The 17,329-nt window shown below is 36.8% G+C and carries 14 protein-coding genes and 1 pseudogene; 12 read left to right on the top strand and 3 right to left on the bottom strand.

Annotated elements, in window-relative coordinates; translation table 11 throughout:
* From EKM78_RS12565 to proC, 4 genes and pseudogenes are all read left to right on the top strand, one after another.
* Positions 1 to 231 (top strand): annotated as a pseudogene (locus tag EKM78_RS12565) (hypothetical protein); the annotation flags it as partial.
* 222 nt (positions 232 to 453) lie between these two features.
* Positions 454 to 936, top strand: a complete 483-nt coding sequence (locus EKM78_RS05020) for a Panacea domain-containing protein (RefSeq protein ID WP_245994783.1) — start codon at positions 454 to 456, stop codon at positions 934 to 936.
* Between the two features lie 121 nt (positions 937 to 1,057).
* Positions 1,058 to 1,474: a hypothetical protein gene (locus tag EKM78_RS05015; protein ID WP_125770005.1), complete on the top strand. Its 417-nt coding sequence runs from the start codon at positions 1,058 to 1,060 to the stop codon at positions 1,472 to 1,474.
* 506 nt (positions 1,475 to 1,980) lie between these two features.
* Positions 1,981 to 2,781 carry a pyrroline-5-carboxylate reductase gene (proC, locus tag EKM78_RS05010; protein ID WP_211334333.1) on the top strand — a complete coding sequence of 267 codons (801 nt, stop codon included), beginning with the start codon at positions 1,981 to 1,983 and terminating at the stop codon, positions 2,779 to 2,781.
* 66 nt (positions 2,782 to 2,847) lie between these two features.
* Here the strand turns inward: proC and EKM78_RS05005 are convergent, their stop codons facing one another.
* Positions 2,848 to 3,156 carry a hypothetical protein gene (locus EKM78_RS05005; RefSeq protein WP_125770001.1) on the bottom strand — a complete coding sequence of 103 codons (309 nt, stop codon included), beginning with the start codon at positions 3,154 to 3,156 and terminating at the stop codon, positions 2,848 to 2,850.
* A 1,129-nt stretch (positions 3,157 to 4,285) separates the two neighbouring features.
* On the opposite strand from EKM78_RS05005, the gene argF reads away from it, so the two are divergent.
* The 3 genes from argF (at position 4,286) to EKM78_RS04990 (ending at position 8,204) form a co-directional block, all read left to right on the top strand.
* Complete coding sequence (gene argF / locus EKM78_RS05000; RefSeq protein ID WP_125769999.1) at positions 4,286 to 5,323, top strand: ornithine carbamoyltransferase; 1,038 nt, start codon at positions 4,286 to 4,288, stop codon at positions 5,321 to 5,323.
* A gap of 255 nt (positions 5,324 to 5,578) precedes the next feature.
* Positions 5,579 to 7,273 (top strand): arginine--tRNA ligase, encoded by a 1,695-nt coding sequence (gene argS / locus EKM78_RS04995; RefSeq protein WP_125769997.1) that lies wholly within the window; start codon positions 5,579 to 5,581, stop codon positions 7,271 to 7,273.
* A gap of 13 nt (positions 7,274 to 7,286) precedes the next feature.
* Positions 7,287 to 8,204 carry a prenyltransferase gene (locus EKM78_RS04990; RefSeq protein WP_125769995.1) on the top strand — a complete coding sequence of 306 codons (918 nt, stop codon included), beginning with the start codon at positions 7,287 to 7,289 and terminating at the stop codon, positions 8,202 to 8,204.
* Positions 8,205 to 8,224: 20 nt separating this feature from the next.
* Here the strand turns inward: EKM78_RS04990 and EKM78_RS04985 are convergent, their stop codons facing one another.
* The gene (locus tag EKM78_RS04985) at positions 8,225 to 9,133 is read right to left on the bottom strand and encodes an RluA family pseudouridine synthase (protein ID WP_125769993.1); all 909 of its coding nucleotides are present in this window, start codon (positions 9,131 to 9,133) and stop codon (positions 8,225 to 8,227) included.
* An 86-nt stretch (positions 9,134 to 9,219) separates the two neighbouring features.
* Between EKM78_RS04985 and EKM78_RS04980 the strand changes: the two genes are divergently transcribed.
* The 5 genes from EKM78_RS04980 to EKM78_RS04960 are packed head-to-tail and all read left to right on the top strand — an operon-like array spanning position 9,220 to position 16,256.
* Entirely contained in the window at positions 9,220 to 11,298 is a 2,079-nt protein-coding gene (locus tag EKM78_RS04980; protein ID WP_125769991.1) for a PBP1A family penicillin-binding protein, read from the top strand.
* Positions 11,299 to 11,307: 9 nt separating this feature from the next.
* Positions 11,308 to 11,646, top strand: a complete 339-nt coding sequence (locus EKM78_RS04975) for a YlbF family regulator (protein ID WP_125769989.1) — start codon at positions 11,308 to 11,310, stop codon at positions 11,644 to 11,646.
* 60 nt (positions 11,647 to 11,706) lie between these two features.
* Positions 11,707 to 12,879 carry a metallophosphoesterase family protein gene (locus tag EKM78_RS04970; RefSeq protein ID WP_125769987.1) on the top strand — a complete coding sequence of 391 codons (1,173 nt, stop codon included), beginning with the start codon at positions 11,707 to 11,709 and terminating at the stop codon, positions 12,877 to 12,879.
* Positions 12,876 to 15,317, top strand: coding sequence for an ATP-binding protein (locus EKM78_RS04965; protein ID WP_164507207.1), 2,442 nt, complete (start codon positions 12,876 to 12,878; stop codon positions 15,315 to 15,317). Before EKM78_RS04970 ends, EKM78_RS04965 begins: the two co-directional genes overlap by 4 nt.
* Positions 15,318 to 16,256 carry a 3'-5' exoribonuclease YhaM family protein gene (locus EKM78_RS04960; RefSeq protein WP_125769983.1) on the top strand — a complete coding sequence of 313 codons (939 nt, stop codon included), beginning with the start codon at positions 15,318 to 15,320 and terminating at the stop codon, positions 16,254 to 16,256. It abuts the gene before it with no gap.
* A 106-nt stretch (positions 16,257 to 16,362) separates the two neighbouring features.
* Here the strand turns inward: EKM78_RS04960 and EKM78_RS04955 are convergent, their stop codons facing one another.
* On the bottom strand, positions 16,363 to 17,268 hold the full coding sequence (locus EKM78_RS04955) for a peptidylprolyl isomerase PrsA (RefSeq protein ID WP_425453531.1): 906 nt from the start codon (positions 17,266 to 17,268) through the stop codon (positions 16,363 to 16,365).
* Positions 17,269 to 17,329 lie beyond the last annotated feature (61 nt).

Raw genomic sequence — 17,329 nt, 5'->3', positions numbered from 1 at the left:
ACTGACAAGGCTGGCAAGATCGTTATTAACTATCTAGACGGTTACGGAGTTAATGCATACAATTCTAAAGGTCAAAGCATAAAGGACAGCAACCAATTATTTAAAGGTGGAACTTCATGGGCAACCGGTGAAGAACTATTTAAAGTACCTAATGTAGGTTGGTGCTACCAAGTTTCCACAGATGAATATATCCCAGTAAAATTCCAGCAAGGTAGTGGATTCAAGGGATAAAAGATACAATAAGACCCACATCTATTAATTTAGGTGTGGGCTTTTTTGTTGCCTTGTAGAATAATTTATTTAAACTTTAAGTTTTTGATAATATAAGCTCATCCAATTGGATGAAGTTAACGAAAAAATGATTAAAAAATACGGAAACCTAACAATTACAGCAGCAAAGATGATATTATTCATATGGAATAAAAAATAATTGTTGATTGGAGGGGAGCAGTTGTGAAAAAAGCAAATAATGTAGAAATTACTTCTCAAGAAATTGCAAATTGGTTTTTGAGTCGAATTAGTATGTCACCTAAAAAATTGCAGAAAATGCTTTACTATGCTTATTCTTGGGTTTTAACACTTACAAATGATTCATCAGACCACATCGAGAATAAACTTTTTAATGATAGTTTTGAAGCATGGGCACATGGTCCAGTATTGATGGATATTTATCATCATTATAAGGATTGTGGTTATAATAATATTCCTAAATATGAAGGCAAGGTCGTTAAGTTGCCTGACGAAATTGATGATATATTAAATCAAGTAATAGATGTATATGGTAAATATACTGCAGATCAATTAGAAAGTATTACACATCAGGAATCACCGTGGATTAATGCAAGAAAGGATTTGTCACCACTTGAATCATCTAATAACATGATAAGTGATCAAGATATTTTTTCTTGTTATATAAAGAGGGTATCCGAAGATTAAAAATTCAAAGAGACGAAGACTTAGTAATACAATCTGCCCTCATAAAAATGTTAAAAATCATTTTGATTTTTCAAATACCCATGGTAATGTCAGTGTTGAATTTTCTTGTTATCCAAATTGGATGAAGTCTATAAATCTTAATAAAAAATTCAATAATTATTATAAAGATGCTGGTGAAGCTTGCTTTGTTGCCTATATTTTGCTAAATGAATTGATTCCCTTTTTGAAAGAGCACGGCAAGGAAATAGTTAGTAATCACTATAGGCATTGTCATATTTTGAAAGATAAAAAGAAAAGTTTTGCAGAATTAATAAACAAAGAAATTAATAATTTTGAACTTGATCCTGATGAAGAGATTTGGGAAGTTGCCTTTGGTAACCATAATGGATTAAGAGTTTATGTTGGATTGGCGAACTATAATGATAGCTTATACTTTTATCCTTTGTTCATAGATCCTCACCATATGATTTATAATGATGATAGATATGGTTTCAAAAGTAAAAATTATAACTTTAGTTTTAATGATGTTAAAAAATAAATCTCTTTAACAATAATTGTTTCAACTTGATATTGAATAAATTTCAAAATGCACAAATACCCACCATCTATTAATTTAGGTGGTGGGTATTTTTTTATTTTTATACAAAAAACGCTGGTCAATTAAGACTGGCGATTAAACTTATACTCCCACTTTGTGTGTCATGAGTGTGTCACGACTTAAAATTAGTGCTTGAAAAGCTCTGGAAACACTGGTATTATAATGTCTGATGTTGCTACGGGTACAGTTCTCGTAGTTCGCTTATATAGAGTAAAGGACGACATCAATTTGGTGTCGTCCTTTTTGTTTGGAAATGAGTTCCAGATGACAGCGGCTTCCGGTTTAGCAGCTGAGCGTCGTCTTCCACTATCTTATTTCGATTGATGATATTTTATCTTTTAACGCTATTTCGTGATCATCCTTTGGATCTTTTTCTGCGATTAATATCAAACGATCAATGTTTTAATCTATAATAGATTATAAATATTCCAATGAGGAGGCTTATTATGAAATTAGGTTTTATTGGGGCAGGGAAGATGGCTTCGGCTATTGTTACTGGTATTTTATCGAATAAGATTGTTTCCGCTGATGATGTATTTATTTCTGATCTTCATCAAGAAAAAGTTGATCAGTTGCACGCTGATTTAGGGTTGAATGTAGCTCAATCTAATTCCGATCTGATCAAGCAGAGTGATTTGATCGTTATTGCTGTGGGACCTGGTGCAGCGGTGCAAGTTTTGTCGGATAATAAAGATCTGATCAATTCCAAAAAAACAGTGGTCTCAATTGCTGCTGGATTAGAAGTTTCCAAGATCGAGGCTAGATTGAATGCTAATACGCCGGTTATTCGCTTGATGCCTAATATTAATGTGATCGTTAAAGAAGCAGGGATCGCGTTGACGTCTAACGAATATGTTTCTGATGATGCACTCAAAGAGGTCAAAGCGCTCTTTAATAGCGTGGGGACGGTTTACGAATTGCCAGAATCCCAGTTTGATATTTTTACGGCTATTTCGGGCAGTTCTCCAGCTTATGCATACTTATTTGTTGACAGTATTGCCCGTGCTGCCGTAAAAAATGGTATGAATAAAGATCTGGCTAATGATATTGCTAGTCAAGCAGTGCTTGGTAGTGCCAAGATGATCCGTGACACGAAAGAGGAACCTTGGACTTTGATCAATAATGTCAGTTCACCAGGCGGTACTACGGTTGCAGGATTGGTAAATCTTGAAGATAACGGATTTATTTCAACCGTGATCAAAGGTATCGATGCTACGATCGAAAAATCTAACGATTTGAAGAAATAAGCAGTCTTAACATTTTTCCATTTAAAAAGACGAATCTCAGTCGCTTTCATACTGAAATTCGTCTTTTTAATATCCGAGTCGTTCTGATAAGAAGTCAGCCCAGGCACTGTGTTGCATGTCTTTCCAGTTATCAAAATTGGTGTTGTCTTGGATGTGTTTATCTAATTGCGTACTAGAAATTTTCGCGAAGTCCTCATTTGTTTGGACGTTTAGCGGTTTTAGGAATTCTTCGATATTGTTGCAATTTGTGTGGATTTTCATGAAAGTTTCGGGGAAGAGATCGGTGAAGGCTATCTCGGTGGTGTCTGACATTTTAGCAGCATTACTGTTGATCAGCGATAGTTTATTGGTCAAATTGGAATCGTGTTTTCGCATGGTAGTCCCTCCGTATACGTATAGTTATGATGTTGAATTATACCTGGTTTATGAAAAAAATACTATTTTTTTGCAATAATTTTTTAATGAAATTGTTATTTTGGCTTTTCAGGTGATATAGAGATAATGTAATTGCTTTCATTACGGAATATGTTTACAATATATTTGTTAAGTTATAATACGTTGAAGGAGTGACACACATGTTTAAAATTAAAACCAAATTAGGTTCATTTATTGGTACTCTCGGTGGAGATGTGCTTGGTGAGGCATTCATTCTTTATGACAAGTTTACGGCTAAGAAATAGTTTTGGAATTGGCTAGGTTATCGGATCCGTTCGATGCCTGGCTTTTTTTATTGATATAAGAGAGCTATGGCGGACGGTGGCGTTTTTCTTTGATGGAGTCTGTTAGTTTGTTTGGTGGTTGGGGTTTGGAGGTAGTTGTTTGGCTGCTACGTTCAATGCCGACTCCAGGGCCCGGGGATACGTTAAAGGAACGTAAGTGCTAACGCACTTGCGCAACCGGTTATGGTGGTGGCTACGCCACCGAACAACTAAGGTCGGGAACGTGGTGGGCACATTTTGAACCAATCGAGCAAAGTGCGCTCGCTTATTTCAAAACTGCACCTTTCTCTAGGCTCCTTCGTCACCAAGAGAAATTTCACCACTGAGGTCTGTATCCCCGGGCCCCTCCGTCTAGATGGAGTCATAATCCCCCTCTTTTTTTGAGAATTACCGATCTATTTTGAGCAAGTTGGCACTGTTTGCTCGTCCTATTTCTCACATGTCTATCTCAAGTTTTATCTATTCTGGTGGGGAGTAGGGGCTTCCTTCTTTTCTTTGAATACTTTGTCTGTCTTGATCACTTATTCTTTTCCCGGTTCGCGGGACTTCGCTCCGCTTATTTTTTCCTGACGGTGATTGCTGCAATGATTGATTATTATGGGGATTATTTTTCTTTCTGGCTGTCGCTTTGCTCCCGCCTTATTTTGATTGCTCTATTCTTCGTCATTTTTTCCATTTTTCTATTTATTTATTTTTCTGTTTTTTAATAATTTGGGAAATATATATGACAAAACATTAAATAATAATTATACTAATATTAAAAATGATTAGAGGAGGAACACGATTTGGATTATTTAGGTAAAGAGAGTTCGGTGTTTCAAGGTCGCAGTTTTTTGAAGGAGAAGGATTTTACTCCTGCTGAATTTGAATATTTTATTGATTTTGGCTTGCATCTTAAAGCTTTGAAGAAACAAAATATTCCCCATCATTATTTGGAGGGTAAGAATATTGCTCTTCTTTTTGAGAAGACTTCGACTCGTACTCGATCGGCTTTTACCACGGCTGCTATTGATCTTGGTGCTCATCCGGAGTTTTTGGGTAAAGATGATATTCAGTTGAATAAGAAGGAGAGTGTTGAGGATACTGCTAAGGTCTTGGGTAGTATGTTCGATGGGATTGAGTTCCGTGGTTTTAAGCAACAAACTGTTGAGGATCTTGCCAAATATTCCGGTGTTCCTGTTTGGAATGGTTTGACTGATGAATGGCATCCTACGCAAATGATTGCCGATTTTATGACTGTTAAGGAAACTTTCGGTAAACTGAAGGGAATTACGTTAACTTTCGTTGGTGATGGTCGGAATAATATGGCCAATAGCTTCTTAGTTGCTGGTGCGATGTTAGGGGTCAATATTCATATCGTTGCACCAAATTCATTACATCCGGAAAAAGCTATCGTTGATTTGGCCCAAGGATATGCGGATAAATCTGGTAGCGAGATTTTGATCACTGATGACATTGATAAAGGTGTTAAGGGCTCAAATGTCATTTATACAGACGTTTGGGTTTCCATGGGTGAAGAAGATCAATGGGCTGAAAGAATCGAGCTGTTGAAGCCTTATCAAGTGAACATGGAGATGTTGAAGAAAGCTCAAATGCCAGAAGGTGAAATGATCTTTATGCACTGTTTGCCAGCTTTCCATGATGTTACTACTGACTACGCTAAAAATATCAAAGCAAAATATGGATTGACTGAGATGGAAGTTACTGATGAAGTGTTCAGAAGTAAATATGCTCGTCAATTTGAAGAAGCTGAGAACAGACAACACTCGATCAAAGCAATTATGGCTGCAACATTGGGCAATTTGTTTATTCCCAAAGCATAATTGTGAAAATGCTTGAGACCAAGGCCTGTGTGTGCTAATATTTTAATGCATAAAAAAGGATTAATTAATCAAACAATTCCAAGCGAGATCAGATTTGGTGAAAGCTGATCAATTCTAGATTGAGTCGCACCTTTTTTTAAATTAGAATATTTTTTAAATGAGTGGATCTTAATCAATTAGAGTGGTACCGCGGGAAATCTCGTCTCTTTCAATATAAAATGTATTGGAAGAGACTTTTTTAATTTGGAGGAAAATATGGATTCAAAAACACTAGTAGTTAATGCATTAACTAAAGTTGTTCCTGAAGAAATCACCAGTGAACAATTAACAAACTTGATCGAAAAACCTAAGTCTTCTGACTTGGGGGATTTTGCCTTTCCAACTTTTATTTTGGCTAAATCTTTACATAAGGCACCGAACATGATTGCCGAAGAGCTTGTTGCTCAAATCGATCAATCTGGTTTTGAAAAAGTCGTTAACACTGGCGTATATGTCAACTTTTTCTTAGATAAAGCTAGTTTTGCAGATAATATTTTGCATACTATTTTGTCCAAGCAAGCTGACTACGGTGATCAAGATGAAGGTAAGGGTGGCAATGTTCCTATCGATATGTCATCACCTAATATCGCTAAGCCAATGTCAATGGGGCATCTCCGTTCGACCGTTATCGGTAACTCCATTGCTAAGATCATTACTAAATTAGGTTACAAGCCTATTAAGATCAACCACTTGGGTGATTGGGGAACACAATTTGGTAAATTGATCGTTGGTTATAAGACTTGGGGTTCAAAAGAAGACGTTGAAAAAGACCCAATCAATAATTTGCTTAAATATTACGTTCGTTTCCATTCAGAAGCTGAAACAAAACCAGAACTGGACGACGAAGCTCGTGCTTGGTTCAAACGGATGGAAGATGGCGATGAAGAAGCACTTTCTCTTTGGAAATGGTTTAGAGAATTGTCACTTTCAGAATTCCAAAAAGTTTATGATCGTTTAGGCGTTACTTTTGACTCATACAACGGTGAAGCTTTTTACAATGACAAGATGGACGATGTTATTAAGACAATTCAAGATAAAGGATTACTTGAAGAGAGTCGTGGTGCCGAGATCGTTGATCTTTCTGATCTAGATCTTTCACCAGCCTTGATCAGAAAGACTGATGGGGCAACACTTTACATTACTCGTGACTTGGCTGCAGCTATTTATCGTAAGAATACATACAATTTTGTTCAATCACTGTACGTAGTTGGTAGTGAACAAGCTGAACATTTCAAGAAGTTAAAGGCCGTCCTCAAGATGATGGGTTATGACTGGTCAGATGATATTCATCACATTGAATTTGGCTTGATCACAGCCAATGGTAAGAAGCTTTCAACTCGTAAGGGAAATGTTATCTTACTTCAAAATGTCTTGAATGATGCCGTTGACCTTGCTAAGAAGCAAATCGAAGAGAAGAACCCTAACTTGAAAGATAAAGATGAAGTTGCTGAAGCTGTTGGTGTTGGTGCGGTAGTTTTCCACGACCTCAAGAATGAAAGACGCGATAACTTTGACTTTAATCTTGAAGAAGTTGTTCGTTTTGAAGGAGAAACGGGTCCTTACGTTCAATACACTAATGCCCGTGCTTTAAGTATTTTAAGAAAAGCCGGTAAGAATGATTTTGCTGATGCCAAAGATCTTGCATTAGCCGATAGCGAAGCTTGGGATACGATCAAGATGTTACAAGAATTTCCAGAGATCGTTAGTCGTGCTGGTGCAAAATATGAACCATCAGTTATTGCTAAATACTCATTAAAACTTGCCAAGAGTTTCAATCAATATTATGCTCATAGTAAGATTTTGACAGAGGACTCGGGATTAAATGCACGTTTGGCATTAGTTAAATCAGTGTCGATCGTCTTGCAAATGTCTCTAGCCTTATTAGGTGTGAAGGCACCAGAGGAAATGTAGTAGGTGTAAAACTTTGGATTGGAAACTTTTTAGGGAATTTTCTGATGTAAAATCAAACTTGCTTGATATTTGCTTGATGGTTTTAGTTATCAGCTATGCTTTTACAAAATTTATGACTTTTGATTTTGTTAATGGTGTCTTAGGACTATTAGCAGTAGTGATTTTTCATATGATTTTGAATTTTCACAATAATTATAATGTTTATCGTTCTTCTAGACCTAGTATTGTTCACAAGCAGATCAATGCTTTAGGTGTCAATCGCGAATCGCTTTCGCACGCTCGGAAGATGGTTTATGTACTGGCATTTATTCCGTTAGTAATAACGGCATATTTGGTTTATAGTACTGGTTGGTTTATTTTGGTCGTCGCAATTTTAGGGCTAGTTTTAGGACTTTTGTACACTTCAGGCCCCAAGCCTCTCAACCAAACTGTTTTAGGTGAAGGTTTGATGGCGGTAGTTACCACGGTAATTATTCCAGTCGCATTTATTTATCTCGGTTTAGCTAGTTCAGGGAAACTTGATTCTAGTTCGATCATTGATATTGTCGTTCTTTGCTTGCCTAATACATTTGCGGTTTTTTCAGTGATCATCGCTAGCAATGTAACGCAATTGGAAGAAAGTGCTGAATTATCGGATTCATTAGTTGAACGAATTGGCAAACATAATTCATTAAGCTTGTTTAAAGCTAGTTGGGCTTGTGCATTTTTACTAGTGCCAATTTTGGCATTGATGCAAGTTGTTCCGTATGTGACTTTATTACTGATTTTATTTTATCCAAGCATTTGGGATAAATTCAGACCATTTTTAAAAGCACCAACGGAGAAAAATCTCAACACTGTGTTGCAGGCAACCACTAGATTAACGTTGTATTATGTCGGTTTATTGGTTATCGGTGCACTTATCAGTGTCGTCATGCAATTGATCAAATAAATAAAGGTATCAAAAAATCGTTAAAGATTTTTTGATACCTTTTTTAAATCGTGCGTTTGAATAAATTGTTCAATTGCTGGATCTGGTTTAATGTGGACAGTTTTAAAATCATTCGAAAAGGGTATTTGATAGCTCAATTCGTTAGCATTGAGTAACATTTGCCCATTGTCACAGTCATCGTCATACAAAGGATCGTTTACTATGGGGACGCCAAGGCTTTTTAAATGGACCCGGATCTGATGGGTCCTACCAGTATGCAAAATCACTTTCAATAAGGCAAAATTATTGTTTTTGCGTAATATATAATAGTCAGTTAATGCTGGCTGCCCGTTTGGATCGGTTTTACGTTTTCTTTTGTCTTCAAGATCCAGTCCGATAGGTCGATCTATCTGGCCACGATCAGGGATGTTGTTGTTTAGACGAACGATGGCCAAATATTTTCTTTGTAATGTCTTGGTAGTTAATTGCCGATTAAAGATCGGTACCAAATAGGGTGATTTGGCAATTAAAACTAGCCCAGAAGTCATCATGTCAATTCTATGAACCATATAAGGTTTTGCCGGGGATAAATAAGTTTTCACGTCGTTGAATAAACTATCAGATTCAGTGGCTAAATTTGGATGTGTCTTGACATTAGCGGGTTTGTTTGCGATTAAAACGTCGCTATCTTCATAAGCTACGTCAATTTGTCGATTACCTGGTAAATAATTTTGATCGCTAGTTCGTGGTGGAAAATCGAAATTCAAAGTGATGATATCTTGATCATGGATGATGGTATTGAACGGCTGATACTGTCCATTGATCAAAACTAATTGCTCTGATCTGAAGTAGTGTTGCCATTTTTTGGGGATCAGCCATTTTTTTAGAAGTTGGCGAATATTCAATATTTCGCCGTTTTGTTGATGATAAGTAATCTTTCGTTGGTACAAGATGTTAGACTCCTTAAAGATTTTTTCTAATTAACGGAATTGAATCGATTGTATGGTAAAATTTGTTTTTACAGAGGTAGAGAATTATGAAAAACAATCGAGGATTTTGGGATTGGCTCAAGCCAAAACTAAAAGTTGCTTGGTCATATATAAAACGATATTGGAAAAGGTTCCAAGTCACTCGCTGGCTGATCCTGATCCTATTAACATTGATCTTAGTTCTAAGTAGTTTTTGGACATTTAAAGCTAAGACATCAAATATTGAGAATTTAAAGGCATCTTTGCAAACTAAGACGATGGTCATTGACAAAGATGGCGATGACGCGGGTGCTTTGTATTCACGCAAAGGGACATACGTCGGGTTAGATAAGATTTCAACGAACATTCAAAATGCAGTAATTTCTACAGAGGATCGTACCTTTTGGACGAACCCTGGCTTTAGCGTTAAAGGCTATGCTCGTGCTGCTGTCAATTACGTGCTTCACCGTGGAATTAGTGGTGGTAGTACCTTGACGCAACAATTAGCAAAGAACGCGCTCTTGACGCAAAAGCAAACTTTATCCAGAAAAGGTGAAGAACTGTTTTTATCGATCGAGATAAATAAAGTATATTCGAAAAAGTCTATTTTAGCGATGTATTTAAACAATGCTTATTTTGGAAATGGTGTCTGGGGCGTTCAAGATGCATCTGAAAAATATTTTGGTAAGAGTGCCAGTCAGCTTGATCCTGGTGAAGCGGCCGTGCTGGCAGCAATTTTAAAGAGCCCGAATGCATACAATCCGATCGACAGTATGTCGAATTCGAAAGCACGTCGTAATTTAGTTTTGGATCTGATGGTCGAAAATAATAAATTAAGTTCCGATCAAACTAAATATTATCAAAACTCTGATATCGAGCTATCGGATAATTATCAGGAGTCTAGTTCATATAAATATCCTTATTTTTTCGATGCAGTCATTGATGAAGCTGTTAATAAATACGGCCTTAAAGAAGATGACATTTTGAATAAAGGATACAAGATCTATACGACTTTGGATCAAAGTATGCAAACTTCAATGGAGAATTCTTTCGATAACAATTATTTGTTCCCAAGTAATGCCAGTGATGGTAAACAAGTCCAAGGGGCATCAGTTGCTGTCGACCCTAAGACCGGTGGCGTGCTTGCTGTGGTCGGTGGACGAGGTGAGCACACCTTCAGAGGATTTAACCGTGCTACTTCATCGCAAATGAAACGACAACCAGGGTCAACTATCAAACCGTTAGCTGTTTACACACCAGCGCTGCAAAATGGTTATAGTTATGATTCTGATCTACCGGATCAGATCACGAGTTTTGGTAAGAATAAGTATACGCCAACTAACGCTGATGGTTTGTATCAAGATGAGATCCCAATGTATAAGGCTTTAGCACAAAGTGAGAATGTTCCAGCTGTAGCATTGTTGGATAAGATCGGCGTCAAAAAGGGCGTATCTTCAGTCGAAAACTTTGGTATTAAAGTGAACAAAAAGGATCAAAACTTGGCATTGGCATTAGGTGGTTTATCTACCGGAGTATCTCCTATTCAAATGGCCAAAGCTTATACAGCCTTCGCTAATAATGGGAAATTAGCTGATACTCACTTCATTACGAAAATTGTCGATGCAACTGGAACAGTGATCGTTGATAATTCAAGCAATTCAACTAAACAGATCATCAGTAAGGACACCGCCAAAGAAATGACCAGTATGATGCTCGGAGTTTATAATTATGGTACTGGTGCCAATGCCAAACCATCAGGCTATAAGATCGCGGGTAAGACTGGTAGTACTGAAGTCCCTAAATCGTATGGGATGAATGGTACTAAAGACCAGTGGATGATCGGCTATACTCCTGATGTAGTAGTTTCCAGTTGGATCGGATTCGATAATACGGATTCGACTCACTTTATCCAAGGTGCCAATGAAAATGGCATCGCAGCTTTATTTAAAAACGAAATGACAAACATTTTACCAGCCACAGCTGGGACTTCTTTCAACACTAAAGATGCTGCTGAAATTGCAAATGAAGATGATGATTCCGGTGATAGTGATAATGGATTCATAAAATCATTTGAAGATGGAGTAAACGGTGTAAAAGATAAAGCTAGTGAATGGTATAATGAAATCAAGAATTTTTTTGGTCAATAGGAGGATCATATGAATATTTACGATAGCGCCAACAAATTGGAACAAGACTTAAGAGCCTCAACAGAAGTTGCAGACTTGAAGCTCGCCTTTGAAGCTGTTAAAGCTAACGATTTGGCTTATAAGCTTTTTGATAAGGTGCAAAATGAACAATTTGCTCTTCAACAAAAACAAATGCAAGGTCAAGAGATCACAGATGCTGATGTTGAAGAAATGCATAAATTGACTGATCAACTTCAAAACTTTTCAGAAATCACTAACTTAATGGACAAAGAGAAAAAAGTTGATTCAATGATGCAAGAACTAAACAAGATCATTTCAAAGCCTATCGCAGAAATTTATCAAGGCTAATTTAAATTAAAGACTGGGCGAAATATTTTGCCTGGGCTTTTTTTTTCAGGAGGAGTGTACATGAAGTTTATTCACGCAGCTGATTTACATTTGGATACACCATTTGTCAGCATCCAGAATTTTTCGAAGCAACTCCAAAATGACCTTCGTAAATCAACCTATAGTGCGGCCACGAAAGTGTTTAATACTGCAGTGCGTCAGCATGTTGATTTTGTTTTGTTAGCCGGAGATACTTACGACAATACGGAGCGGTCTCTAAATGCCCAAGAATTTTTGAAGAATCAATTTCAACGCTTAAAAGATAATGATATTCAAGTTTATTTGATCTATGGAAATCATGATTATTATCGAAATGACTTTTCTGCGATCAAATTTCCGTCAAATGTTCATGTTTTTTCGGACAAAGTTTCTACGGAAATCTTGAATACGCATGACGGGACAAAGGTTGGCATTAGTGGTTTTAGTTATTATAAACAGCATATTGAAGAGGACAAGGTCGGTGAATTTCCGGCACGTGAAAATGTTGATTATCAAATCGGAATGTTGCATGGGTCACAAGGTATCAGTGGAGAATATGCGCCTTTTTCCTTAGATGGATTAAACAGTAAAGCCTATGATTATTGGGCTTTAGGTCATATCCATAAGCGAGAGATCCTTCAAAGAGATCCTTATATCGTTTATCCGGGCGATACTCAGGGACGCAATTTGAATGAGACTGGTATGAAGGGCTTCTACGTCGTTTCAGTGGTCAATCAGCAAAGTCAGCTCGAATTTATTCCAAGCTCAACATATGTTTGGGAAAGAACTTCTGTGCTAGTTGATCAAGCTGATACATTAGATTCCTTGAATCAAAGGATAACGACAAATTTAGCAGTGGATGTCCCAACCTTATTTACAATTGAATTTAGCAATGCACAGCGCTTAAATCCAGAAATTATCCGTTCGATCGAACGTGGCGACTTATTGAATTATCTTCCACAAACGGAACTTGGGGTTGTCTATCGAATTGATTTAAACTATCAACCGGAGAAAAAATTAGACAGTATCGATCAACGATATTGGGATGATGCGGCAGAGCAAATTTTTGATTTAGATGATATTAAGGACTTTGACCACAAGTTGTACAATTTGGATATTATTCGAGATCATATTGATTCTCCTGAATTTTTAAACAATATTAAACAATTAGCCCAAAGCACAATTAATAAGAAATTTATCGGAGAGAAAAATTGAAATTAATCAGAGTAAAAATATACGGCTTTGGAAAGTGGGTCGATCAGGAATTTGTCTTGGATCGAGATTATCAAATAATCGTGGGCGATAATGAAGCTGGGAAAACGACATTTTTGACCTTTATTCAAAGTATCCTGTTTGGTTTTGCTTCCGGTCGGGGGATTCAGCGTTTTGAACAGTATCGTCCAAAACATGCCTCAAGTTATGGTGGAGAATTGGAATTTGTGGATGAAAAGGATGTTCATTGGATCGTTCGCCGAGTTGACGGCAAGGGTGATGGTGAGGTTTCAATTTTTCGTGATGCCCAAGAAGTTCCCGAAACGATGCTGTCACAAATTATAGGGGACTTCACTAAAGACGACTATCAACAGACCCATGTATTTAATGATCAGACGATCCGCTCATTGTTTGACTTGAATGAAGACAAGTTGGAAACTGAGATCATGTCCTTGGGAGCAAGTGGCAGTAAACAGTGGTTAGAAATGGCGTCAGAGTTGGAAAACGACAGCAGTAATATTTACAAAGCTCGGGGGATCAAGCAACCATTAGTCCAAAATATTAAGAAGTATCAACAGTTGCAAAAAGATCGAGCAAGTTTCAAGAACCAGCAACAAGAATATATTACTTTGAATCATGATCTCGATTCAATAAACAACCAATTGGATAATTGTCAACAAAACAATGCGGAGTTGACTAGTAAACAACAACGACATCAGCAGTTGGTGGAAAAGATCCCCAAATTTCGTGAGTTACAAATGCTTGAAGCTAAGGATCTAGGGATTAAAACAGAAATTACAAGTACGGATTGGGACCAATTCGTTAGATTGCACCAGCAAATTGAAACCTTACAAACTTCTGATCAGCAAAGAGCAGACAATCATATTGATCGTGACGAAAAAGCCTTACTTGATAATTACTATGCCAATCAAGCAGATATTGATTTTATGGGTCAACGTCAAAATGATATTCAAAACATTTTGTTCGAGATCGACCATTTAAATGAAGATTTACGTAAATCCGATTTTCAAACAGACAATTTAAGACAGCAAAACCCTGATTTGACAGATACCATGACATCAATGGATCAATCAGAGATCGACCAATTAAAGACGCCACTACCAAAGGGTCATAAGATTTATTATCTGGGAATTATACTGATACTATTGCTATTACTTTGGGTCGTTCCGGCTACTATTGCTAAAATCATTCCCGTAATAGGATTGATAATTGTTGGATTTGGTTTTTATGACAACAAGAAAGTTACTGATCAAGCTGCACAAATCAAACAAACTAATCGATCGATCCTAGACAAACATAATTCTTCAGGAATCGAGCTTGAGCGAGTAATTGCCATTCAGCCACAGATCAATGCTTTAACGGATTTTAAAGCAGAACAACATCAACTTGAAGAAAAGATTGCTACTAAATCTGCTGAATTAAAGAAGTGGCTGGATCTATCAAGAAAAGTTCGCGTGATCAATGCAAATACTGTGCCTCAAGATCTAATTGGTGACATGAATTGGTATTTTACGCAACTCAATAAGATTCAGGCTAAACAGGAAGTAATCAAGCAAGATGAATTACGTCGATCTCAAATCATGCAATCATCCGAACAAGATTTGCAACAATTAAATGAACAGCTACAAATTTTATTATCAAAATATCATGTATCAAGTATTGATAAATTTATCTCGGAACACAATGATCAACAAAATAACCAAAATGAGTTAAATCAATTAAAGGCGGATCAAGATTTTATTGGCGATGACCGTATGGCTTTAGAGCAAATTGAAGATTTAGAGCAATATCAAACGGATCTTTTACAATTAAATCAACAGATCAAAGATAACTCCCACCAAATCAATGACCTATTGACGCAAAAAGGATACTTGAATAGCCAGTTAAAACAAGTTTTCGTTGACGATGCTTACCAAAAAGTCGAGGCTGATCTAGTGCAAACTAGAGCCGACATTCTCGACCAATATGATCAGTGGTTAGCCAACAAGTTAGCCGGTGATTGGATCAAGAAAATGCTCGACCTTGCCAGTGAAAATCGATATCCTAAAATGCTAGCTAATGCAAAAAAATATTTCTTAACATTGACTAATGGTAATTATATTGATATTAATATCAATAAAACCAAATCATTAATATTAGTGCGACAAGATAAAGTTAAATTTGATGTTCACGAAATTTCAAGGGCAACCCGTGTCCAGTTATATTTAGCATTACGTTTAGCATTTGTTATCGAGATAAATCCAATTGTCGATTTACCAATTTTGATCGATGACGCGTTTGTTGACTTTGATGAAACAAGATTGAAGAACATCTACCAACTGATCGAAGATATTTCTAAAGATAATCAAATATTATTCGTTACGACTAAGGTCGATGCAAATATGCCAAAGACACACGTTTTAAGTTTGGAGGGGAAATAATTGGAAAAGAAAATCACTGATTATCAAAATGGGGAACAAATGAGTTTACAAGCAGTCATCAAGTTGTCAGACTATCGTTTGGCGAAAAATGGCAAACACTTTTTGTCATTAGTCTTTGAGGACAAATCCGGTCAAATCCCTGGTAAATATTGGGATGCTAGCCCACAAGATGCGGCCGACTTTAAAGTAGGAGCCATCGTGCAACTAGACGGAAAACGTGATCTTTATCAAGGTAAACCACAAGTTACGATCAGTCGTCTGGGAGTAATTGATCCCGCTACTGTCGACATGTCAAAATTTGTTCAAACTGCACCTGAGAAAAGAGCTGACATGGAAAATGATTTTGAAGATGTCTTTTTGCACATTACGAATGGTTCTTGGAATCGGATCGTAAGATATTTGTTCAAAAAATACCATGATAAGTTCTTTACTAGCCCAGCTGCAAAGTCAAATCATCACGATTTTCAAGGTGGCCTAGCTTTTCATACTTTAAGCATGGTCAGAATGGCAGAACACATTTGCAAACAATATCCACAAGTGGACCGAGCATTATTGCTTGCTGGAACTTGTCTGCATGATCTCGGTAAAGTTATCGAATTAAATGGGACGCTGGGTATAGAGTATACTTTTGAAGGCAATATGATAGGGCACATTACTATCGTCGATGAGGAAATCGTTCAGGCGGCTAAAGAGCTAGGAATTTCTTTAGAATCTGAAGATATGATTTTATTACGTCACATGGTCCTATCGCATCATGGCTTGTTAGAGTATGGTTCTCCAGAACGTCCAAAATTACTCGAAGCTGAAATATTGCACAATCTGGATGTCATAGACGCATCGATCAATATGATCTCTAAGGCACTGGATAAGACTGATTCAGGCCAATTTTCCGAAAGGATCTTCGGCTTAGACAATCGAACATTTTATAAGCATAGCTAATAAATCAAACTATCAAAAAAACAGCTACTTTCAATTTAATGAAAGTAGCTGTTTTTTAATTAATACAAATAAAAAAATCCCCAAAAGGGGATTTTAAATTGAAAGCTTATTTAGATGATGATTTTGAACTCTTGCTGCTTGTGTTTGAAACATAGCCAGCTAGAACATCTTTAAGATCGTCATCCTTGATTGAAACATCAGCCTTCTTCAAGACTTTAGAAATAACTGATTGCATAACTGTTGAATCTTGCATCCATTCAGCATAGATCTTCGATTTAAGTTCTGCCTTGTGATCAGCCATCTTACCCTTAGCAGGTTTCTTGTCTAACTTAATAACACTGTAACCATATTGAGTCTTAACAGGCTCTGATGAGTAGTCGCCAACTTTATCAAGTTTGAATGCGGCTGACTTCAATGAAGTATCAACACTTGAACTATCGCTATCAAATGGGTCCATCTTTCCACCCTTGTTCTTTGTAGCTGAATCAGTTGAGTATTGTTTAGCTAATTTACTGAAGTCGCCACCGTTGTCCAACTTAGTGATAACTTCTTGTGCTGTAGCTTTCTTAGCAACTAAGATTTGAGAAACAGTGATCTTAGGTGTGTAAGATTTCCATTCTTTCTTAAGTTCTTTGTTTGTGACTTTCTTGTTGTCTTTTAAGGCAACTTTTGTAAGTAAGTTTGTACGGATGTTCTTCTTGAATTGAGCAGTTGTCATACCGTTTTGTTGAAGAATTGAACTAAATGAAGAACCATATTGGCTCTTGTATTTGTTATATTCTTTGTTAACTTGCTTATCTGAAACTTTCTTACCATATTGATTTTCAAGAGCTTTAGTAATAATCATGGTTTGAAGTTGTTGTTTACCAGCAGAGGACTTCTTGAGTTCTTTGTAGTAATCATTTTGGGTGATACGTCCACCCTTCATAGTAGCAACAGTTTTATTACCAGAACATCCGGCAACAACTGTAACTAGTAAAAGACCTGCGATAGCTAAAAGCCATCTAGTCAATCGTTTGTTCATTGTTTTACACATCCTTATTTAATATGTCTACAATTGAAGAGAATACCAT

It is taken from the genome of Companilactobacillus furfuricola, from assembly GCF_003946325.1.
GTDB classification, from domain to species: Bacteria; Bacillota; Bacilli; order Lactobacillales; family Lactobacillaceae; genus Companilactobacillus; species Companilactobacillus furfuricola.
Note: the sequence above shows the minus strand (reverse complement) of the source record. Positions and strands in the feature narration are given on the sequence as shown.